21 protein-coding genes are annotated in these 19556 nt (G+C 62.7%); 12 read left to right on the top strand and 9 right to left on the bottom strand.

What is annotated here, in order from left to right; translation table 11 throughout:
• Positions 1–52 precede the first annotated feature (52 nt).
• Positions 53–1507, top strand: a complete 1455-nt coding sequence (locus ATY02_RS09320) for a TrkH family potassium uptake protein (RefSeq protein WP_068585886.1) — start codon at positions 53–55, stop codon at positions 1505–1507.
• On the opposite strand, the gene ATY02_RS09315 is transcribed toward ATY02_RS09320, so the two are convergent.
• Positions 1464–2525 carry an AraC family transcriptional regulator gene (locus tag ATY02_RS09315; RefSeq protein WP_068585889.1) on the bottom strand — a complete coding sequence of 354 codons (1062 nt, stop codon included), beginning with the start codon at positions 2523–2525 and terminating at the stop codon, positions 1464–1466. The genes ATY02_RS09320 and ATY02_RS09315 overlap by 44 nt on opposite strands.
• A 161-nt stretch (positions 2526–2686) precedes the next feature.
• Here ATY02_RS09315 and ATY02_RS09310 point away from each other — a divergent pair, with 161 nt between their 5' ends.
• The gene (locus tag ATY02_RS09310; protein ID WP_068585892.1) at positions 2687–2998 is read left to right on the top strand and encodes a DUF962 domain-containing protein; all 312 of its coding nucleotides are present in this window, start codon (positions 2687–2689) and stop codon (positions 2996–2998) included.
• Positions 2999–3055: 57 nt separating this feature from the next.
• On the opposite strand, the gene ATY02_RS09305 is transcribed toward ATY02_RS09310, so the two are convergent.
• Positions 3056–3877, bottom strand: coding sequence for a UDP-2,3-diacylglucosamine diphosphatase (locus ATY02_RS09305; RefSeq protein WP_068585895.1), 822 nt, complete (start codon positions 3875–3877; stop codon positions 3056–3058).
• A gap of 132 nt (positions 3878–4009) precedes the next feature.
• Here ATY02_RS09305 and ATY02_RS09300 point away from each other — a divergent pair, with 132 nt between their 5' ends.
• Together ATY02_RS09300 and ATY02_RS09295 are read left to right on the top strand one after the other, a co-directional pair.
• Positions 4010–4825 carry an AraC family transcriptional regulator gene (locus tag ATY02_RS09300; protein WP_068585899.1) on the top strand — a complete coding sequence of 272 codons (816 nt, stop codon included), beginning with the start codon at positions 4010–4012 and terminating at the stop codon, positions 4823–4825.
• Positions 4826–4876: 51 nt separating this feature from the next.
• The gene (locus tag ATY02_RS09295; protein ID WP_068585902.1) at positions 4877–5770 is read left to right on the top strand and encodes a DMT family transporter; all 894 of its coding nucleotides are present in this window, start codon (positions 4877–4879) and stop codon (positions 5768–5770) included.
• On the opposite strand, the gene ATY02_RS09290 is transcribed toward ATY02_RS09295, so the two are convergent.
• Complete coding sequence (locus tag ATY02_RS09290) at positions 5764–6051, bottom strand: SelT/SelW/SelH family protein (RefSeq protein WP_068585905.1); 288 nt, start codon at positions 6049–6051, stop codon at positions 5764–5766. The genes ATY02_RS09295 and ATY02_RS09290 overlap by 7 nt on opposite strands.
• A 71-nt stretch (positions 6052–6122) precedes the next feature.
• On the opposite strand from ATY02_RS09290, the gene ATY02_RS09285 reads away from it, so the two are divergent.
• Positions 6123–8312 carry a patatin-like phospholipase family protein gene (locus ATY02_RS09285; protein ID WP_068585908.1) on the top strand — a complete coding sequence of 730 codons (2190 nt, stop codon included), beginning with the start codon at positions 6123–6125 and terminating at the stop codon, positions 8310–8312.
• 96 nt (positions 8313–8408) lie between these two features.
• Here the strand turns inward: ATY02_RS09285 and ATY02_RS09280 are convergent, their stop codons facing one another.
• Positions 8409–8843: a MarR family transcriptional regulator gene (locus ATY02_RS09280; RefSeq protein ID WP_068585911.1), complete on the bottom strand. Its 435-nt coding sequence runs from the start codon at positions 8841–8843 to the stop codon at positions 8409–8411.
• A 121-nt stretch (positions 8844–8964) separates the two neighbouring features.
• A complete protein-coding gene (recQ, locus tag ATY02_RS09275; RefSeq protein ID WP_068585914.1) occupies positions 8965–11091 on the bottom strand; it encodes a DNA helicase RecQ in 2127 nt (708 codons plus the stop codon).
• Between the two features lie 356 nt (positions 11092–11447).
• On the opposite strand from recQ, the gene ATY02_RS09270 reads away from it, so the two are divergent.
• Both ATY02_RS09270 and ATY02_RS09265 read left to right on the top strand, forming a co-directional pair.
• The gene (locus ATY02_RS09270) at positions 11448–12035 is read left to right on the top strand and encodes a YecA family protein (protein ID WP_068585918.1); all 588 of its coding nucleotides are present in this window, start codon (positions 11448–11450) and stop codon (positions 12033–12035) included.
• Positions 12036–12045: 10 nt separating this feature from the next.
• Positions 12046–12441 (top strand): YbaN family protein, encoded by a 396-nt coding sequence (locus ATY02_RS09265; protein ID WP_068585921.1) that lies wholly within the window; start codon positions 12046–12048, stop codon positions 12439–12441.
• A gap of 29 nt (positions 12442–12470) precedes the next feature.
• On the opposite strand, the gene ATY02_RS09260 is transcribed toward ATY02_RS09265, so the two are convergent.
• Positions 12471–13067, bottom strand: a complete 597-nt coding sequence (locus ATY02_RS09260) for a tRNA-uridine aminocarboxypropyltransferase (RefSeq protein WP_068585924.1) — start codon at positions 13065–13067, stop codon at positions 12471–12473.
• Between the two features lie 9 nt (positions 13068–13076).
• On the bottom strand, positions 13077–13970 hold the full coding sequence (locus ATY02_RS09255) for a LysR family transcriptional regulator (protein ID WP_068585926.1): 894 nt from the start codon (positions 13968–13970) through the stop codon (positions 13077–13079).
• A 355-nt stretch (positions 13971–14325) separates the two neighbouring features.
• On the opposite strand from ATY02_RS09255, the gene speB reads away from it, so the two are divergent.
• The 5 genes from speB (at position 14326) to ATY02_RS09230 (ending at position 18300) form a co-directional block, all read left to right on the top strand.
• Positions 14326–15276, top strand: a complete 951-nt coding sequence (speB, locus tag ATY02_RS09250) for an agmatinase (RefSeq protein WP_068585929.1) — start codon at positions 14326–14328, stop codon at positions 15274–15276.
• Between the two features lie 10 nt (positions 15277–15286).
• Positions 15287–15655: a hypothetical protein gene (locus ATY02_RS09245; RefSeq protein ID WP_068585932.1), complete on the top strand. Its 369-nt coding sequence runs from the start codon at positions 15287–15289 to the stop codon at positions 15653–15655.
• Positions 15656–16074: 419 nt separating this feature from the next.
• Positions 16075–17454, top strand: a complete 1380-nt coding sequence (locus tag ATY02_RS09240; RefSeq protein ID WP_068585937.1) for a sodium:solute symporter — start codon at positions 16075–16077, stop codon at positions 17452–17454.
• A gap of 295 nt (positions 17455–17749) precedes the next feature.
• Positions 17750–18010, top strand: coding sequence for a hypothetical protein (locus tag ATY02_RS09235; protein WP_068585940.1), 261 nt, complete (start codon positions 17750–17752; stop codon positions 18008–18010).
• 29 nt (positions 18011–18039) lie between these two features.
• Positions 18040–18300 (top strand): hypothetical protein, encoded by a 261-nt coding sequence (locus ATY02_RS09230; protein ID WP_068585943.1) that lies wholly within the window; start codon positions 18040–18042, stop codon positions 18298–18300.
• 74 nt (positions 18301–18374) lie between these two features.
• Here ATY02_RS09230 and ATY02_RS36335 read toward each other — a convergent pair whose 3' ends face one another.
• Together ATY02_RS36335 and ptrR are read right to left on the bottom strand one after the other, a co-directional pair.
• Positions 18375–18503: a PA1414 family protein gene (locus ATY02_RS36335; RefSeq protein WP_011059908.1), complete on the bottom strand. Its 129-nt coding sequence runs from the start codon at positions 18501–18503 to the stop codon at positions 18375–18377.
• Positions 18504–18637: 134 nt separating this feature from the next.
• Complete coding sequence (ptrR, locus tag ATY02_RS09225; RefSeq protein WP_068585947.1) at positions 18638–19531, bottom strand: putrescine utilization regulator PtrR; 894 nt, start codon at positions 19529–19531, stop codon at positions 18638–18640.
• Positions 19532–19556: the final 25 nt, after the last annotated feature.

Below are 19556 nucleotides of genomic sequence, written 5' to 3'. Positions count from 1 at the left end.
CCTGCCCCGCAGGTAGAATGAGCGCCTTTCCCCTCCAGCCCGAGCCGAACACATGGCGTTGCCGACCCTCAGGATCATTGGTTTCATTATCGGCATCTTCCTCATCACCCTGGCCATCGCCATGGTCGTGCCGATGGCAACGCTGGTGATCTTCGAACGAACCGGCGATCTGCCGTCGTTCCTCTGGGCCAGCATGATCACCTTCATCGCCGGCCTGGCCCTGGTGATTCCCGGGCGCCCCGAGCATGTTCACCTGCGCCCCCGGGACATGTACCTGCTGACCGTGTCCAGTTGGGTGGTGGTGTGCATCTTCGCCGCCCTGCCGTTCCTGCTGACCCAGCACATCAGCTACACCGACTCGTTCTTCGAGAGCATGTCGGGCATCACTGCCACCGGCTCCACCGTGCTCAGCGGGCTGGACGACATGTCCCCGGGCATTCTGATCTGGCGCTCGCTGCTGCACTGGCTCGGTGGCATCGGCTTCATCGGCATGGCGGTGGCGATCCTGCCGCTGCTGCGCATCGGTGGCATGCGACTGTTCCAGACCGAGTCCTCGGATCGCTCGGAAAAGGTCATGCCGCGCTCGCACATGGTGGCCCGGTTGATCGTCGCCACCTATGTCGGCATCACCATCGTTGGCAGCCTGGCTTTCTGGTGGGCCGGGATGAGCGTATTCGACGCCATCAATCACGCCATGTCGGCCATTTCCACGGGTGGTTTCTCGACCTCCGACGAGTCCCTGGCGCACTGGAAGCAACCGGCGGTGCACTGGGTGGCCGTGCTGGTGATGATCCTCGGCAGCCTGCCCTTCACCCTGTACGTGGCCACTTTGCGTGGCAATCGCCGGGCGCTGATCAAGGACCAGCAAGTCCAGGGTTTGCTGGGCATGCTCCTGGTGACCTGGCTGGTCCTCGGCACCTGGTACTGGTGGACCACCAACCTGCATTGGCTCGATGCCCTGCGCCACGTGGCACTGAACGTGACCTCGGTGGTCACCACCACCGGCTTTGCCCTGGGTGACTACAGCCTGTGGGGCAACTTCTCGCTGATGCTGTTCTTCTACCTGGGCTTCGTCGGTGGCTGCTCGGGCTCCACCGCCGGCGGGATCAAGATCTTCCGCTTCCAGGTGGCCTACATCCTGCTCAAGGCCAACCTCAACCAGTTGATCCACCCACGGGCGGTGATCAAGCAGAAGTACAACGGTCATCGCCTGGACGAGGAAATCGTCCGTTCGATCCTGACCTTCTCGTTCTTCTTCGCCATTACCATCTGCATGATCGCCCTGGCCCTGTCGCTGCTGGGCCTGGACTGGATGACCGCCCTGACCGGTGCCGCCAGCACCGTATCCGGCGTGGGCCCGGGCCTTGGCGAAACCATCGGCCCGGCGGGCAATTTCTCCACCCTGCCGGATGCCGCCAAGTGGATCCTGTCCCTGGGCATGCTCCTGGGCCGGCTGGAGATCATCACGGTGTTCGTGTTGTGTATTCCGGCGTTCTGGCGTCATTGATCGAGACCGGCAGCTGCGCCAATCGCGCCCGGTACTCGCCGGGCGTGACATCGAACCAGCGGCGGAACGCCCGGAAGAAATTGCTCGGATCGGCGAACCCCAGCAGGTAGGCGATCTCCAGCAGGGTCATGTTCGGCTGCGCCAGGTACTGCTCGGCCAGCTCCCGGCGAGTGTCGTCAAGCAGCGCCTGGAAACTGGTGCCCTCCTCCTGCAAGCGACGTTGCAGGGTGCGCTGGGACAAGTGCAGCGTCTGCGCCACTCGCTCACGCTTGGGTTCCCCCTGGGGCAGCAGCCGGCATAGCACCTGCCGCGCCTTGTGGGTCACGCGGCTTTCAGAGAAGCGGGCCAGGTATTCACCGGCGAACCGATCGTGCAACAGGGCCATGGCCTCGTTGGCAGTAGGCAACGGTGCTTCCATGTCGGCCCGCTCGAAAATCAGCGCATCGAAGGGCGCGGCAAATACCAGCGGGGCATGGAACATGTCCTTGTAGGGCTGGACGTTCTCCGGCTGCTCGCCTTGCAACAGCACCTGGCGAGGTTGCAAGGCGCGCCCTGTCAGCCAGCCACACAGGGCCAGGGCACAGGCCAGGGAAGCCTCGCAGCTTTGCCGGGTCGGTGGCAGGTGGTCGCCATGGACGGTAAGGATCAGCGCATAGCCCTCAGGCAGGAGCCGGAAACTCAGATCGGCGCTTTCGGCGATTATCCGCTGATAACGCACCAGCCGCTCGAACCCCTCGGCCAGGGTCCGGCTCGACATCAAGGCATAACCAGCCACATGAAAAGACGCCGGGCGCACCACCTTGCCCATGTTCAGGCCGATCGCGGGGTTGCCGGACAGCTCTACCGCCCGCTGCCATAGCCGAGTCATCGAGTCCTGGGTAAAGCGTGCATCCGGGTCTTCCAGGGCCTCATAGTCGAGCCCCAACTGCTTGAACAAGACACGACAATCCAGGCCGTCCATTTCCAGGGCTTTGACTATTCCCAAGGCCCAGCTCGCAGAAGTCGTTCGTTCGCTCATGGCGGAGCTCTTATATGATGAGTAGCAGGTAAAAAAACGATTTCCCAAGGATACTAAAGTGGCGCCTATTGTCACTGGCCCGCGCCACCAGGAACTCTAGACTCCAATAGACTCCTCATGGAACGCCCGCCGGCATAACAACAAGCACAGAGACCGCAGCCATGGAAAACGTCCGCCAGTTCCACAGCTTCGCCGAGTTCTATCCCTATTATCTAAGCGAGCATAGCAACAGTACCTGCCGTCGCTTGCACTTCATTGGCACCAGCCTGGTGATCTTCCTGCTCGCCTTCAGCATTGGCAAAGGCGCCTGGCCGATGCTGCTGGCCCTGCCGATAGCCGGCTATGGCTTTGCCTGGGTCGGGCACTTCTTCTTCGAGAAAAACCGTCCCGCGACCTTCCAGCATCCGCTGTACAGCCTACTGGGCGACTTCGTCATGTACCGCGACATGATCCTCGGCAAGGTGCCGTTCTAACCGAACCGGGCAAGCGCCGAAGGGGGACTGCGGCGGTTCGCTGCCCTGAACTGGCGTTCAGGCCGGCTCTGCGAGCTTCGTCCGCTCGGCCTTGAGCTGGGCCTCACGGGCCTGGGCTTCGGCCAGGCGATAGAGTTCGATGGTACCGTCCCAGTGCTCGATCAAGGCGGTACAGGACTCTACCCAATCCCCGCAGTTGAGGTACTCCACCTCACCGACCTTGCGGATCTCGGCATGATGGATATGCCCGCAGACCACGCCATGCAACTCACGCTTGATGCACTCGTGGGCGATGGCTTCCTCGAAGTCGCTGATGAAGCTCACCGCGGTCTTCACCTTGTGCTTGAGGTAGGCCGACAGCGACCAGTAGCCGTAGCCATAGCGTGCCCGCCAATGATTGAGCCAGCGGTTCAGGGTCAGGGTGAATTCATAGGCCGAATCCCCCAGAAAGGCCAGCCAACGGTGATAGCGAGTGATGACGTCGAACTGGTCGCCGTGTATCACCAGCAGGTGACGCCCGTCTGCGGTGACATGCACCGCCTCGTCCACCAGCTGGATGTTGCCCAGGATCAGTTTGGAGTAACGCCGCAGGAATTCATCGTGGTTGCCGGTGACGTAGATCACCTCGGTACCGCGCTTGCTCATGGTCAGCAAACGCCGGATCACATTGGTATGGGCCTGGGGCCAATACATGCCGCCGCGCATTTTCCAACCATCGATGATGTCGCCCACCAGGTAGATACGATCCGCGTGATAGCTCTTGAGAAACCGTGCCAGATGCTCGGCCTGGCAATCCCGGGTGCCCAGGTGCACATCTGAAATCCATAGGGTCCGCACCCGCTGCTTGCGGCTGGGCTTGGCGAGTTCGGCATGGGACATGGACGCTCTCCGGGATTTTTTGCGAGCTTGCTCCCCAGCGATTAATAGCCCATGACAGATATACGGCAGTGCGATGACAAGGCGAAACAGCCGATGGCCGGTGTAGACTGCCGATCTGCCAAGGAGACCGCGATGGGATCTATCCTCACCCTGCGCCACTACAGCCACGATCTGATCGCCCACAGCCACGAGCATGCGCAGCTGGTGTTCGGCCTCTCGGGCCAGCTTGATTTCGAAGTCGAAGGCCACGGCAGCCTGGTGCAGCAACAGAGCTTCGTGGTGGTACCGGCAGGAGCCCGACACGTCTGTGGCAGCCCGGGAGGCAGCCGTTGCCTGGTGCTGGATATCCCTGGAGAACAATGGGTTGGGCAACACCTGGGGGAACATGCGCAAGCTAGCCGCCGCTTGCTGGATAACGCCCAACGCCGAGTCCTGGCGCCGAACCAGAGCCGGCTGGTCAACTGGCTGGCGGACTGCCCGGTGGACGATCCGCTGATCGCCCAGCAAGGCGCAGTGCTGCTGTTGGCCAGCCTCAACCAGGCTGGCGACGGCCTGCCAGGCCAGCGCCGCCTGCCCTACTCTGCCTTGAACGCGCATATCGACCGCCACGCCGCCTACCCGCTGCAGGTGGCGGACCTGGCCCGGATCGCCGGCCTGTCAGGTGCCCGCCTGCATGCACGCTTCATCGCCGAATGCGGACGCAGCCCCATGGACTATGTGCGTCAACGACGCCTGCAGATGGCCCTGGAACTCTTGCGCGGCTCAACGCTGCCCATTGGCGAAATCGCCAGCCGCGTGGGCTACAGCTCCCAGAGCGCCTTTGGTGCAGCGATACTGCGCGAGTTCGGCCACTCGCCACGCCAGCTCAGGCAGGGGGCCCACGCGAGTTCCACGACAAAATACGCCAGGATCACGACAGACGACGCCATCGGCTCCCCCGTAGACTGATCTCGTTGTCGTCCAGGGCCAATCCGGCCCGACCAGTGTTCAAGGAAAAAAATGACTCCTCGCACCGCCCTTGGCGCCCTGCATATCGGCGCACTGATGTTCGGCCTGACCGGAGTGCTCGGCAAACTCGCCGTGGCTTCGCCGGCAGTCATTGTCTTCGGTCGCGCGGCCTTTGCCGTACTCGCCCTGGCCTTCTTCGCCCGCCTGGCCAGCCAGACTCCCTGGCAAAAACTCAGCACTGGCGACTACCAGCGCCTGCTGCTCAGCGGCCTGCTGCTGGCCGGCCATTGGGTGAGCTTCTTCATTGCGGTCAAGGTCGCCGGGGTGGCCATCGCCACGCTGGGCTTTGCCAGCTTCCCGGCCTTCACCGTGATTCTCGAAGGCCTGATCTTCCGCGAGCGGATCCGTTTCAACGAAGTGCTGCTGGTGGCCCTGGTCAGCATCGGGCTGGTGCTGGTCACCCCGGACTTCGACCTGGCCAGCCAAGCGACCTCGGGCCTGCTCTGGGCAATGGGTTCGGGGCTGCTGTTCGCCCTGTTGTCACTGAACAATCGCGCCAGCTCCGGGCGGGTTCCTGCCGTGCAGGCGGCGTTGTGCCAGAACCTGGTGGTCGGCCTGTGCCTGCTGCCGGTGGCGGCGCCGGAGCTTGGCCAGGTCCGAGCCATGGACTGGCTGTGGATCAGCCTGCTGGGGATCTTCTGCACCGGCCTGGCCCATAGCCTGTTCGTGGCCAGCCTGGCAGTGATCAAGGCCCGCACGGCGGCCGTGGTATTCGCCCTGGAGCCGGTCTACGGGATTACCGTGGCCTGGTTGCTATTCAGCGAGACCCCGACCCTGCGCATGCTGCTCGGTGGCGCGCTGATCATTGTCGCCATCGTTGTTTCGAGTCGCTTGTCCGCCGGCTCAGGTGGCCAGGCGGCGCCGGCAGCATCGGGCTCTCACTGAGTACGATCGTTATGGCCCAGGTCGCGCTCGGGGTCGATGCAATCGCGCACCCGCTGCTTGAGCACCTTGGCTTCAGGAAAGCCGCCGTCGGCCTTGCGCTCCCAGATCTGCACCCCATCGCAGAGAATGCGGAAGGTCCCGCCGGTGGCGGGCTCCAGGGAAACCCTGCCCAGGTCGTCACTGAAGGTGCTCAACAATTCCTGGGCCAGCCAGGCTGCTCGAAGCAGCCACTGGCATTGGGTGCAATAGGTGATGACCACTTCGGGTTTACGTTCAGTCATGGTACGACGGGGTCCTGAGTTCGAGGGCGTCGCTATAATAGCCGGCTTTATCACCCGCCCCGAGATCCGTGATGCTGCGCCTGCTGTCCTGCCTGCTGCTCTGCCTGCTGCCGTTGTTCGCCCAGTCCGCGTCAATGCAACGCCCGAAAGTGGGCCTGGTGCTGTCTGGCGGGGCCGCCCGCGGCCTGGCCCATATCGGGGTGCTCAAGGCTCTGGAGGAGCAAGGCATCCGTGTCGATGCGATTGCCGGCACCAGCATGGGCGCGGTGATCGGCGGGCTCTACGCTTCCGGCTACAGGATCGACGAGCTGGAGAAACTGGCCCTGGAAATCGACTGGAAACAGGCCCTGTCCGACGCCCCGCCCCGGGAGGACGTGCCCTTCCGGCGCAAGCAGGACGACCGGGATTTCCTGGTCAAGCAAAAGCTCAGCTTCCGCGACGACGGCAGCCTGGGGCTGCCCCTGGGGGTGATCCAGGGCCAGAACCTGGCCCTGCTGCTGGAAAGCAAGCTCGCCCACGCCAGCGACACCCGCGACTTCGACAAGCTGCCGATTCCATTCCGGGCGGTGGCTACCGATATCTCCAGCGGAGAGAAGGTGGTGTTCCGCAAGGGCCACTTGCCCCAGGTGATCCGTGCCAGCATGTCGATTCCGGCCGTGTTCGCTCCAGTGGAGATCGATGGCCGGCTCCTGGTGGACGGTGGCATGACCGACAACATTCCCCTGGATGTCGCGCGGGACATGGGCGTGGACATCGCCATCGTGGTGGATATCGGCACACCGTTGCGCTCACGCAAGCAGTTGAACACCGTTATCGATGTGCTGAACCAATCCATCACGCTGATGACCCGGCGCAACTCGGAAGAACAGCTGGCGGCGTTGTATGACGACGATGTACTGGTCCAGCCAGCGTTGTCGGGGTTCGGCGTCACCGACTTCGGCCGCGCCCAGGAAATGATCGACGCCGGCTACCGGGCCGCCCGGGTCCTCGATACGCGCCTGGCCAGGCTGCGCCCGGCCAATCCCCAGGATGCGCAACTCAACGCGGCACGCCAGCCCAGCCAGCGCACGCCGATCATCAGCCAGATCAAGGTGGAGAATGACTCCAAGGTCGCTGATGACGTGATCCTCTACTACATCCGCCAGCACATCGGCGAGCCCCTGGACCTGGGGCGCCTGGAAACCGACATGGGCACCTTGTATGGCCTGGATTTCTTCGAGCAGGTGCAATACCGGGTGATCCACAAAGGCCAGGACAACACCCTGGTGATCAGCGCCCGAGGCAAACGCAGCGGTACCGACTACCTGCGGTTGGGGTTGAGCCTGTCCGATGACATGCGCGGCGACAGCGCCTTCAATATCGGCGCCAGTTATCGCATGAACGGCATCAACAGCCTGGGCGCTGAGTGGCTGACACGGGCACAGATCGGTGACAAGCAAGAGCTGTACAGCGAGTTCTACCAGCCACTGGACGCAGGATCGCGCTACTTCATCGCCCCCTTCGTCGGTGTCGAGTCGCAGAATGTCGAGGCGACCCTGGACAACGACCCGATCGCCGAATACCGGGTTGAACGCTACGGCCTGGGCCTCAACCTGGGTCGTCAGATCGGCAACAGTGGCGAGGTGCGTTTGGGTGTCGGCGAAGCCTGGGGCAATGCCGATGTACGCATCGGCGACCAGAACCTGCCCAAGAGGAGCTTCAACGAAGGCTACTACCAGTTGCAGTACTCCTTCGACTCCCTGGATAACGTCTATTTCCCGCATTCGGGTGAAGACATCCACCTGACCCTGCGCCAGTTCGAGCCTGGCCTGGGTTCGGACAAACACTACCGGCAATGGGAATTCAAGCTGGACAAGGCCCTGAGCAGCGGCCCCAACACCTTTATCCTCGGCGGTCGCTATGGCCGGACCCTGGACAATGCCGACGTGGTGACATCCAGCTTCCTGCTTGGCGGGGCACGGCAATTGTCGGGCTTTCGCCAGGACGCCCTGTCCGGGCAAAACATCAGCCTGGCCCGTGCCGTGTACTTCCGCCGCCTGACCCCGCGCTCCTACCTGCCACTGGACTTCCCGCTGTACCTGGGCGGCTCCCTGGAACGAGGCCGGGCCTGGAACAATGACAATGCCTTCGACAGCGGCTACATCAATGCAGCGAGTATTTTCCTCGGCTTCGACACCCCACTGGGCCCTTTGAATTTCAGCTATGGCATCAACGACGAAAACCAGAAGGCCCTGTCGCTGAACCTTGGCCAGTCTTTTTGACGGATAGGCACGAAGGCCCCAGAGGCACGGCGGGCCTTGGGCGGGATCGGGTAAGGGAGACGAGGTGCACCGGGGCCAGGAGACCCCGGGCAAGCCTCAGGATTTTTCCAGATTGGCCAGGATACGTCCGTGGACGCGCATGCAAACCCGCATGTCTTCTTCATCGACGCCAATGAACAGTTCGTGGCGCAAGGCTGTGGCGATGGTTTCGATCTGCTCGATCAAGGGCCGAGCCGAGGGACAAAGGACGATCTTCTTCGCCCGGCGATCCTCCACCACCGACTGGCGCTGGACCAGGCCCTGGGTTTCCAGGCTATCGAGCAGGCGAGCCAGGGTCGGCCCTTCCACACCGACGCTTTGTGCCAGCTCACGCTGGGTCGGCGCCTCTTCGAAACGGGCCAGGTGCAGCAACACCAACCAGCGAGCCTGGGACAAGCCCAGGCCAGCCAGGCGGCGGTCCAGTTCAGCACGCCAGCCGCGGGACATCTGCGCCAGCTGCATGCCAAAACGGTGTTCATCGGTCAACGGCATAAAACACTCATGATCAGGCTGAAAATAAAGGGAAAACTAATTATTAGTCAGCTAAGCATGACCCTTGCCAAGAGGCAAGGCCCGTAAGGCACTGAATCGTTACAACATTGACGCACCCCACCTAGATCTCGAACTCCGACTGCAGGGCGGCACGTACGCAATACAACACACCTTCAGGTACCCGGCCGGCGAACAACTCGCTCACTTCGCTCACCGGCGGCAATTCGCCCTCGCCATCGAGGAACGCATCCTGGATTTCCCCCAGCAGATCCTCAGGCAGGTCCAGTGCCTGCTCCAGAGACAGTTGCTGCTTGCCGATCGCCTCGGCCAGCAGGGTGTAGACGTTCTTCTCCGTGCACTGCAACTGGCCGGCAATCTGCATTGGAGTCATTCCGGCGCGGGCCAGGGTGATCAGCTCGTGGCGCAGATCGGCGACCACTTTCGGCGCCTGCGCAGCGCCGCCCAGCACTTCGAGGAACGCGGCGCCATAACGCTCCAGCTTGCGCGCACCGACGCCACTGACCCGAGCCATCTCGGCCATGGAGCCCGGCTGGCTGCGAAGCATCTCCAGCAAGGTCGAGTCGGGGAAGATGACATAAGGCGGGACGCCATGCTCTTCCGCCAGCTTGCGGCGCAACGCCCGCAACGACTCCCATTGCTCGCGCTCCTCTCCCCGTACCAGCTGGCTGGCCTGGCTGGTGCTGCTCTTGACCGCGCTTTGAGGCTTGAGATCCCGACGCAGCTCCAGCGTGACCTCCCCCTTGAGCAAGGGACGACAGCTGTCGCTCAAGCGCAGGCCGCCATACCCCTCAAGGTCGATATCCGCCAACCCGCGGGCGACCAGTTGACGGAACAGCGAGCGCCATTCGCCTTCGCTGCGAGCCTTGCCAACGCCGAACACCGACAAGTGCTGATGGCCGAAACTGCGGACCTTTTCCGTATCCTTGCCCAGCAACACATCCACCAGGTGACCGACACCATAGCGCTGGCCGGTACGGTAGATCGTCGATAGTGCCTGGCGCGCCGGCTCGGTGGCATCCCAGGTCTGCACTCCATCGACGCAGTTGTCGCAATGACCGCAAGGCTGCGGCATGTCCTCATCGAAATAGGCCAGCAGCGTCTGGCGCCGACAACGGGTCTCCTCGCAGAGCGCCAGCATCGCATCGAGCTTGTGCTGTTCGAGGCGCTTGTGACGCTCATCCCCTTCGGAGTTCTGCAACATCTGCTTGAGCATCAGCACGTCCTGCAGCCCATACGCCATCCAGGCATCTGCTGGCAGGCCGTCACGGCCGGCACGACCGGTTTCCTGGTAGTACGCCTCCAGGGACTTGGGCAGATCCATATGGGCGACAAAACGTACGTTGGGCTTGTCGATACCCATGCCGAAAGCGATGGTCGCCACCATGATCAGCCCCTCTTCATTGAGGAAGCGCTTCTGGTGATAGGCACGCAGCTCGCTGGGCAGCCCCGCGTGATAGGGCAAGGCGGTAAAACCCTGCTCACAGAGGAACGCCGCCACCTCATCGACCTTCTTGCGTGACAGGCAGTAGACGATCCCTGCATCGCTGCGGCGCTCGTTGAGGAACGCCTGCAATTGCTTGCGCGGCTGCTCCTTGGGGACGATGCGATAGAAAATGTTCGGGCGGTCGAAGCTGGAGAGGAAGCGCTCGGCATTCTCCAGGTGCAGGCGGTTGACGATCTCTTCTCGGGTGCGCTTGTCGGCGGTGGCCGTCAGGGCAATACGCGGAACATTCGGGAACATCTGCGCCAACTGCCCCAGCTGCAGGTACTCCGGGCGAAAGTCATGCCCCCACTGAGAAACGCAATGGGCCTCATCGATGGCGAACAGGGCAATCTCCAGGCTTTGCAGGAAAGCCAGCATCCGTGGCTGGACCAGGCGCTCTGGAGCCAGGTAGAGCATCTTCACTTCGCCACGGCGGATACGCACGGCCAGATCACGCTGTTGCTCGGGACTCAAGGTGGAGTTCAAGGCCGCCGCCGCGACTCCCAGCTCCTCCAGCGTGGCCACCTGGTCATCCATCAGCGCGATCAGCGGCGATACCACCACCGCCAGGCCATCACGCAACAGCGCCGGCACCTGGAAGCACAGGGACTTGCCGCCCCCGGTGGGCATCAGCACCAAGGCATCGCCACCACTGGCCACGCGCTCAATGATCGCACCCTGGCGACCACGGAAACTGTCGTAGCCAAAGATGTCCTTGAGGACGCGCTGAGCCTGTTCGAGCATGAAGAACTCCAAAAATTGCTGAAATCACCAGGGTCGCTGCCAGCGGTCGATCGCCCGGCCAGTCCACCTGGGCCCGACGACGCTGTTCGTCATCGGACCGGTACACCCCCTGCCCTGCAGGTTGACCGAAATGCCGACGGGGCTCATCGGCATTTGCGTTAGCGGACGTGTCTGGTCCCGTCGCCAGCCTGCCAGGCATCACAAAACGCGCGAGTATACCCGAGCCCTCCGCCACAGAGGGCGACTGCAATGGACCGCTGGTAACCTTTAGAACCGCTCGAATCTGCCACGTAGCTGGCCTGAGCGCTCAAGAAAGCCTAGAATTCAGCATCGTTTATTCCCCAAGGTAGCCGTCAATGTCCTTCGCTGAGCAACTAACCCGCCTGCAAGTCTTCCTCGACGCAGATGATCTGCACGACGAGGCGCTGGACTACGTGGCCGCTCATGGCTACCTGACCGCGCTGTCGATCTGTTCGGAAAGCGTTCCCGAGCGCGAGTGGATCGACACCCTGTTCGCCGAGGAACCGCACTATCGCGATGACGCCGAACGCGAGGCGATCGAGTCGACCCTATTGGCCCTCAAGGCACATATCGCACGCCAGCTGGCCTCCGACGAGGAGTTCGAGCTGCCCTGCGATCTCGACCTGGGCGACGACCCGGACGACTCCGACCTGCGCGGCTGGTGCATCGGCTTCATGGAAGGCGTATTCCTGCGTGAAGCGGCCTGGTTCGAAACCGCCGAGGAAGAAGTCAGCGAGATGCTCCTGCCGATCATGGTGGGCTCCGGCTTGTTCGACGAACAGCCCGAGTTCTCCGATATCGCCAGCGATGCCAACCTGATGGACGACATGATCGTGCAGATCCCCGAGGCCCTGACAGCGTTGTACCTGCTGTGCAACGCCCCTGATGAAAAGCCGGCACTGCTCAAGCCCCGTCACCATTGAGTCTTCGCCTATGGCCAAGCCCATAGGCCAACGCCCCCTGCTGCTGCGCTACGTTCTACTGACCATCGGTTGGTTGAGCGTGGCGCTGGGGGTACTCGGCATCTTCCTTCCGGTTTTACCCACCACCCCCTTCCTGTTGCTCGCGGCGGCCTGCTTTGCCCGTAGCTCCCCACGTTTCTATCGCTGGCTGGTTCAGCATCCACGCCTGGGCCCGTGGATCAGAGACTACCTGGACGGCAATGGCATCCCACTCAAGGGCAAGGCCTATGCGATCGGCCTGATGTGGTTGAGCATTGGCCTGTCCTGCTACCTGGTACCGTTGCCCTGGGCGCGAGGCTTCATGCTTGCCAGCGCAATCCTGGTGAGCCTCTATATCCTGCGCCAGAAAACCCTGCATCGCCCCTGAAATCCGGGCCTGGCATACCTCGCCTTAACTCAGGGCTTGAGGTGGTTGCGCTGATAGGTTTCGGCACCCATGGCCGCAATCTGCCCTTCGATCAGGGACTCGAATGGACGCAGCAGTGGCTCGAACGACGCGGGAGCCTCAAGGACCTCGAGGGCCTGGACTATGGCCTCCAGGGTCGACAAGGCACCGGGCCCCGGAGCCTTGCGCAAGCGATAGCGCGAAGGTGATGCGGCCTCCAGCGTGACCCTGGGCAAGGCTGCCAGCAGCGGATTGAGGTGCAGCAGCTTGCGCGCCTTGCGCCAGGTCCCATCGGGCACCACCAGCAACAACGGCTCATCCGTCATCCCATAGGGCTGCAGTGGCTGGGCATCGTCCGCCGGGAACAGCAAGTGCGCCCGATAACCGGGACGAGCGAGCAGTTCTGGCAGATCCTCGAACACCTCCCCTACTCTCAATTCGGCATTGTTCAGCCCCAGCGCCGCCAACCGCGCCGTATTCAAGGCATGGCCGACCTCGCTGGGGTGCTGCAGTACCAGAACCCGGGTACGACTGGGCAACTCGGGGATCAGCGGGCACAGGCAGTGACCACAGGGGCGCAGGCAACGCTCGCAGCGTGCTCGGGACATGGGAATTCCTTATGACTGGTTGAGCTGGGCTTTGAGCAGATCACGAAAGGTCTGGATCAACGGCTCACGGCCTCGACCACGGCGCATGATCATGGAAAACGGTGCCTGGTAGCCGAAGGTCGCCGGCAACAACACCCGCAGGTCGCCTTTGTCGGCCCAGGCCTGGGCGTAATGCTCCGGCAAGTAGCCGATATAGGCGCCGGAAAGCACCAGGATCAACTGCGCTTCCATACTTTCCACCGTCGCGGCGCTGTGCTTGAAACCATGCCGGGCCAGTTCGGCCTGGCTCCAGTAGCCACGCCCCACCATGCGCTGCTGGGTGATGACTTGCTCGGGAATGCGCCGTTCGCTGTACAACGGATGGCGGTTGCTGCAATACAGCCAATGCTGCTCGCGATACAGCGGCATGTACACCAGGGCGCTCATGCGCGTGGAAAAAGCACCGATGGCCAGGTCCAGGCGATTGTCCTGGACCCCTAATTGCAGTTCATGGGGGCTCATCACCGACAGGTGCAAATGCACCGCCGGATGTTCCTGGCTATAGGCACCAATAGCCTCGGCGAACGGCAGGGCCTTGTCGCTCACCGTGGAGTCGATCACCCCCAGGTTCAGGGTCCCGCGCAACTCGCCCTTGAGGGCCGCGGCGTACTGTTCGAAACCTTCCAGCTCGGCCAGCAGGCGCAGGGTCTCCTGATGAAACAATTCGCCCTTGCTGGTCAGGCTGAAGCCACCACGACCACGGTGGCACAGCACCAGCCCCAGAGACGCCTCCAACTGGCTCATGTAGGTACTGATGGCCGATGTCGAGAGGTTGAGTTCATGCTGGGCATTGGCGAACCCCTGGTGCCGCACCACGCTAACGAAGATGCGCAATAGTTTCAGATCAGGTAAAGCGTTAGCCATGACAAGCTCCAGCAACAGGTGACAAGCCACCGGTTCCGTGGCCGAGAAAAAGACTTCGACAAGCTGAAGGACAGCCCCGAGCCTCCTCATGCATATTTTCCAGCGAGCCGGGCACCCCGGATTGCGCCAGCCCTGGCAAGCCAGGGGAGGTGAGAACCCTGTGTACAGATGCCTCGTAGAGGCGGCACGAGTCTAGCGTGCCGCCTGGCATTAGTTTAGAAAATTCTGAACTAAGTATTTGCTCGTAGCGATTCTTTCCGCGCACTACATTTCGCAGAATCGGCCCACTTGGTCAGACAAGCAGGCGCCGCTGCGCCGTCGACCCCATAAATAAAACAACGATGAGGCCTATCCCGTGGACAAGAATCTCCACCAACCACTGGGCGGCAACGAAATGCCGCGTTTCGGCGGCATCGCCACCATGATGCGTCTTCCCCATGTTCCCAGCCCTGCCGGCCTGGACGCCGCATTCGTCGGCGTCCCTCTGGACATCGGCACCTCGCTACGCTCCGGCACCCGTTTCGGCCCGCGGGAAATCCGCGCTGAATCGGTGATGATCCGTCCCTACAACATGGCCACCGGCGCCGCACCTTTCGACTCGCTGAACGTGGCCGATATCGGCGATGTGGCCATCAACACCTTCAACCTGCTGGACGCCGTACGCATCATCGAAGAAGCCTACGACGACATTCTCGAGCACAACGTCATTCCCATGACCCTGGGCGGTGACCACACCATCACCCTGCCGATCCTGCGGGCCATCCACAAGAAACACGGCAAGGTCGGCCTGGTGCACATCGATGCCCACGCAGACGTCAACGACCACATGTTCGGCGAGAAGATCGCCCACGGCACGACCTTCCGCCGCGCGGTGGAAGAAGGCCTGCTGGACTGCGACCGCGTGGTGCAAATCGGCCTGAGGGCCCAGGGATACACCGCCGAGGACTTCAACTGGAGCCGCAAGCAGGGCTTTCGCGTGGTCCAGGCCGAAGAGTGCTGGCACAAATCCCTGGCGCCACTGATGGCCGAAGTCCGCGAGAAAGTCGGTGGTGGCCCGGTGTACCTGAGCTTCGACATCGACGGTATCGATCCGGCCTGGGCCCCTGGCACCGGCACCCCGGAAATCGGCGGTCTGACCACCATCCAGGCCATGGAGATCGTCCGTGGTTGCCAGGGCCTGGACCTGGTGGGCTGCGACCTGGTGGAGGTTTCGCCACCCTACGACACCACCGGCAACACCTCGCTGCTGGGCGCCAACCTGCTCTACGAAATGCTCTGCGTACTGCCGGGCGTAGCCCATCGCTGAGAACCAGCGGATGAACAAGCGGCAATACGCTCTCGACGCCGCAGCCGGATGGGCTGCGGCGCCAACGGTCGATGCCAGCTTGCGCCACTGCCGTACCCAGCCGGTGCTGCCCCGTGATGCCGGGCCGGCATCGCAGGATCGGCGGCGTGCCAAGGATGGTTTCGCGGTGCGCAAACGCACCGCGAGCAACGTCGTCGCCGGCCTAAAAGCCGATGCCGTCGTGTTTATTCATGACGTGGCCACGATGCCGCGCATGCAAGGGGAGCAACACTTTAGCCAGGAGCGCGGAACCTGCCGGTTTCGCCAACAACAAGAAGGCCTATGGCTGGCCTGCCACGAATTTTTGTCCGCGATGCCGGAAGGGCTGCCACCCCCTTAGCCAATGTGATCGGAGCAGATCATGAATAACAACAACAAAGAAACACGCCTTAGCAGCACTGAAACCAATCGGGCCGAAAGGATTCTCGGCCACGCACGCAACGCGGGATCCGGCGATCGCCTGCGCGCCATTTCTGGCGGCGCCCGTCGCGCGGTTCCCGAACGCATCGGCGGTTCATCCCGCCGCCTTTCGCCTCCCCTCGCCCCCTCCTCGCTCGGTGGCCCCGGAAGCACTCTGCCGGGATCCTTCCCGGAGCCAGAGCCCCACGGCCCCGAGGCTCCGCGTGCCCACAAGCGCGCCCGACGTTCCCGGCAAAGCACCCTGCGCCAAGCCGCCTGACCACGCCCGGTGGCAGGCCAGCCACTGCGGCACATGACCTGTTTGTTTCACATAAAAAAGATAATCGGAGACACGCCATCATGGCTCTAGATCTATTCGTCGTACTCATCTATGCCGTCGGCATGCTCGTGCTCGGCTACTACGGCATGCGCAAGGCCAAGACCCACGAGGACTACCTGGTGGCTGGGCGCAACCTGGGCCCGACCCTGTACATGGGTACCATGGCCGCCACTGTGCTGGGCGGCGCTTCCACCGTCGGCACCGTACGCCTGGGCTACGTCCATGGCATCTCCGGCTTCTGGCTGTGCGCCGCCCTCGGCGCCGGGATCATCGCCCTGAACCTGCTGTTGGCCAAGCCGCTGCTCAAGCTGCGGATCTTCACCGTGACCCAGGTCCTGGAAAAGCGCTACAACCCCATGGCCCGCCAGGCCAGCGCGGTGATCATGCTGGCCTACGCGCTGATGATCGGCGTGACCTCGATCCTCGCCATCGGCACCGTACTGCAAGTGCTGTTCAACCTGCCGTTCTGGCTCTCGGTCCTGTTGGGCGGCGGAGTGGTGGTGATCTACTCGGCGATTGGCGGCATGTGGTCGCTGACCCTGACCGACATCGTCCAGTTCGTGATCAAGACCGTTGGCCTGATGTTCCTGCTGCTGCCGATCTGCCTGTACCGCGTCGGCGGCTGGGATGAACTGGTGGCCAAGCTGCCGGCCTCGAGCTTCAGCTTCACCACCATCGGCTGGGACACCATCATCACCTACTTCATGATCTACTTCTTCGGCATCCTGATCGGCCAGGACATCTGGCAGCGGGTGTTCACCGCCAAGACCGAGAAGGTCGCCCAGTACGCCGGCACCCTGGCGGGTTTCTACTGCGTGCTCTACGGCCTGGCCTGCGCCCTGATCGGCATGGCCGCCCACGTGCTGCTGCCGGACCTGGACAACGCGAACAACGCCTTCGCCGCCATCGTCAAGGCCTCGTTGCCGGACGGCATCCGCGGCCTGGTGATCGCTGCCGCCCTGGCCGCCATGATGTCCACCGCCAGCGCCGGCCTGCTGGCCGCTTCCACCACCCTGACCGAGGACCTGCTGCCACGGCTGCGTGGCGGCAAGCAATCGAGCCTGGGGATCAACCGTCTGTTCACCCTGCTCACCGGTATCGTGGTGCTGGGTATCGCGCTGGTGGTCAACGACGTGATCAGCGCCCTGACCCTGGCCTACAACCTGCTGGTAGGCGGCATGCTGATCCCGCTGATCGGGGCGATCTTCTGGAAGCGCGCCACCACCGCCGGCGCCATCGCCAGCATGAGCCTGGGGTTCATCACCGCCCTGGTGTTCATGTTCAAGGACGGCCTGGATGCCAACACCCCGATCTACTACAGCCTGATGGCCGGCCTGGTGAGCTTCGTGGTGGTCAGCCTGGCTTCCCGGCGCCCGGCGTCCCTGGCCAGCGCGATCTGATCCTGAAAGCGACTGCCTGAAGTTTTCTTCGACGGATGTGGCGTCGGTGGCCACATCCGTTTTTTTTCACCAGCACAAAAGAGCCTAACGACAAGGCCTGTACCCCGCTCGCCAGGCCCCTGACAGGACGAGTGGTCATCTCACCGGGAAAAAACCTGTGCTGTACTCTGAATCAGCGACGACTGTTCCCGCAGGAGGGCAGTACATGGATCGCTGGCAGCATCTGTGCGCGCTATCGCATCACCCTTGGACGGGGTCATAACAATAAAAACCTCTTCCCTGCCCTGAGGTGTTTATGGACCGTTTCGATATCCAGCGAAGCATTCGCCACGCCATAGAAGTCCAGATGGCGCAAAAGTGGCCAATCCCTCCCAGCCAGGCCCAGATCGATACCTACTCCCTGGACCTGAAAGCCTTGTTGCACAGCCTGGAGTGCGAGTTCGACGTCCGGCTCGACCCCGAACACGACCTGTACTGGATCCACTCCATCAGCGAGCTGAGCCAGTTCATCCTGGAAAAAACCCGGCGCCGGCATCTGCAGCCCGTGCATCAGTGACGACCGCTCACCACACCGGAACCAGGCAGATGAACCGGGGCGAAGCCCGTCGGGCGGTCTTTGCATTGATCCGCAGTTGGCTGGGCGAACGCCTGTGCCTGGACGGCGACAGCAACTTGCAGGCCCTGGGGCTGGAACGTGGCGATATTGAAGAACTGCTCTGGCGCCTGGAGGACAGGTTCGAGTTATGCATCTCGACGGAGGAAGAGCAGCGGATACTGGCCAGCCTGTCAAACGTCCACGAGCTGGTGGAGTGGCTGCTGGAAAAGTCAGGGCAACAGGAGGAATGACCTGAAGCGCCGGGCCTTGGTCGACACACGGGAAACGCAGTCCAGGATCCCTGCCCTGCGCTCCCGCATCGAGGTCAACGACGGCGTTGCTGGCGGCGCCGTAGCTCTTCATCGGTAGGAATCGGCACCGGTTGCAGCGGTGGCTCGATCAGGCCCAGTGCGACACCAAGGTCGTGCAGCCAGCTTTGCAATTTGTCTTTCATAGTGCCCCCTCAAGGGTCGTGCCGAGCGGCGAAGTCTGTGCCGCCTTAATGCAGATAATAGCCCTAAGTTTTCCTGCGCGCCGCTCCGTGATGGCAATGAACTGTTACCGGATTATGGCCAATCGCCCACGGACTCACGCCATGGCCCTCGCCGGCTGCTCCATCGCCTCGAAAGAGCCTTGTTGCAACTCGATCCAGGCATTGAGATTGGCCCCAACCATGCCTCTGCGCCACATCAGCCACGTGGTGGAATGAGTGAACGGCTCGGCCAGGGGATGGACCGCTACGCGATCGCGTCCCGGCAGGCTGTCGAGCATGGAGCGAGCCATCAGGGCCACACCGGAACCGGCAATCACGCAGGCCAGCATGCTCTGGTAGGACTCGATCTCCATCGCCCGCCCCATGGCCGCATGGTAGTGGGAGAACCAGGACTCCAGGCGCATGCGATAGGAACATCCCTGGCGAAAGGTGAACACCGCTCGCCCCTCCACATCCAGGGCCGTGCGCACCGGCGGATGCTCGATCTCGGTGATCAGCACCAGGGTCTCATCGCACAAGACAACGCCGTCCAGCCCCGCCAGTTCCAGCGGTCCGTCCACCAACGCCGCATCCAGGCGCCCAGTCAACAGGCCCTCGAGCAATTCCCCGGTGGGTCCGGACTGCACCTGCAGGTTCACTGCCGGATAGGCCCGGTGATAACGCGCCAGCAACCCAGGCAAGTGGATCGCCGCGGTGCTGTACATGGTGCCCAGGACGAAGTCTCCGGCTGGCTGGCCGCCCTGTACCGCGGCCTGGGCCTCGTCACGCAAGGCGAACAGACGCGCTGTGTAGTCCAGCAGCACCTTGCCCGCTGGCGATAATTGCAGGCGTTGGCGTTCACGCAGAAACAATTCGACGCCCAACTGCTCCTCCAGTTGTTTGAGGCGGGTCGAGAGATTCGATGGCACCCGGTGCAAACGTTCCGCCGCACGGGTGATGGAGCCTTCCTCGGCCACTGCCTGGAAAATACGCAACTGGCTGAACTCCATGACCTTCTCCAAAACTGAACAAGTT

The organism is Pseudomonas sp. BIOMIG1BAC (assembly GCF_001705995.2).
GTDB classification, from domain to species: Bacteria; Pseudomonadota; Gammaproteobacteria; order Pseudomonadales; family Pseudomonadaceae; genus Aquipseudomonas; species Aquipseudomonas sessilinigenes.
The sequence above is the reverse complement of the archived record's forward strand: the minus strand, read 5'-3'. Positions and strand labels throughout refer to the sequence as shown.

What these genes read in the sequence shown, in the direction of transcription:
- ATY02_RS09320 (WP_068585886.1), top strand. Translation starts at nt 53, where the DNA reads ATGGCGTTGCCGACCCTCAGGATCATTGGTTTCATTATCGGCATCTTC.
- ATY02_RS09315 (WP_068585889.1), bottom strand. Translation starts at nt 2,525, where the DNA reads ATGAGCGAACGAACGACTTCTGCGAGCTGGGCCTTGGGAATAGTCAAA.
- ATY02_RS09310 (WP_068585892.1), top strand. Translation starts at nt 2,687, where the DNA reads ATGGAAAACGTCCGCCAGTTCCACAGCTTCGCCGAGTTCTATCCCTAT.
- ATY02_RS09305 (WP_068585895.1), bottom strand. Translation starts at nt 3,877, where the DNA reads ATGTCCCATGCCGAACTCGCCAAGCCCAGCCGCAAGCAGCGGGTGCGG.
- ATY02_RS09300 (WP_068585899.1), top strand. Translation starts at nt 4,010, where the DNA reads ATGGGATCTATCCTCACCCTGCGCCACTACAGCCACGATCTGATCGCC.
- ATY02_RS09295 (WP_068585902.1), top strand. Translation starts at nt 4,877, where the DNA reads ATGACTCCTCGCACCGCCCTTGGCGCCCTGCATATCGGCGCACTGATG.
- ATY02_RS09290 (WP_068585905.1), bottom strand. Translation starts at nt 6,051, where the DNA reads ATGACTGAACGTAAACCCGAAGTGGTCATCACCTATTGCACCCAATGC.
- ATY02_RS09285 (WP_068585908.1), top strand. Translation starts at nt 6,123, where the DNA reads ATGCTGCGCCTGCTGTCCTGCCTGCTGCTCTGCCTGCTGCCGTTGTTC.
- ATY02_RS09280 (WP_068585911.1), bottom strand. Translation starts at nt 8,843, where the DNA reads ATGCCGTTGACCGATGAACACCGTTTTGGCATGCAGCTGGCGCAGATG.
- recQ (WP_068585914.1), bottom strand. Translation starts at nt 11,091, where the DNA reads ATGCTCGAACAGGCTCAGCGCGTCCTCAAGGACATCTTTGGCTACGAC.
- ATY02_RS09270 (WP_068585918.1), top strand. Translation starts at nt 11,448, where the DNA reads ATGTCCTTCGCTGAGCAACTAACCCGCCTGCAAGTCTTCCTCGACGCA.
- ATY02_RS09265 (WP_068585921.1), top strand. Translation starts at nt 12,046, where the DNA reads ATGGCCAAGCCCATAGGCCAACGCCCCCTGCTGCTGCGCTACGTTCTA.
- ATY02_RS09260 (WP_068585924.1), bottom strand. Translation starts at nt 13,067, where the DNA reads ATGTCCCGAGCACGCTGCGAGCGTTGCCTGCGCCCCTGTGGTCACTGC.
- ATY02_RS09255 (WP_068585926.1), bottom strand. Translation starts at nt 13,970, where the DNA reads ATGGCTAACGCTTTACCTGATCTGAAACTATTGCGCATCTTCGTTAGC.
- ATY02_RS09245 (WP_068585932.1), top strand. Translation starts at nt 15,287, where the DNA reads ATGAACAAGCGGCAATACGCTCTCGACGCCGCAGCCGGATGGGCTGCG.
- ATY02_RS09240 (WP_068585937.1), top strand. Translation starts at nt 16,075, where the DNA reads ATGGCTCTAGATCTATTCGTCGTACTCATCTATGCCGTCGGCATGCTC.
- ATY02_RS09235 (WP_068585940.1), top strand. Translation starts at nt 17,750, where the DNA reads ATGGACCGTTTCGATATCCAGCGAAGCATTCGCCACGCCATAGAAGTC.
- ATY02_RS09230 (WP_068585943.1), top strand. Translation starts at nt 18,040, where the DNA reads ATGAACCGGGGCGAAGCCCGTCGGGCGGTCTTTGCATTGATCCGCAGT.
- ATY02_RS36335 (WP_011059908.1), bottom strand. Translation starts at nt 18,503, where the DNA reads ATGAAAGACAAATTGCAAAGCTGGCTGCACGACCTTGGTGTCGCACTG.
- ptrR (WP_068585947.1), bottom strand. Translation starts at nt 19,531, where the DNA reads ATGGAGTTCAGCCAGTTGCGTATTTTCCAGGCAGTGGCCGAGGAAGGC.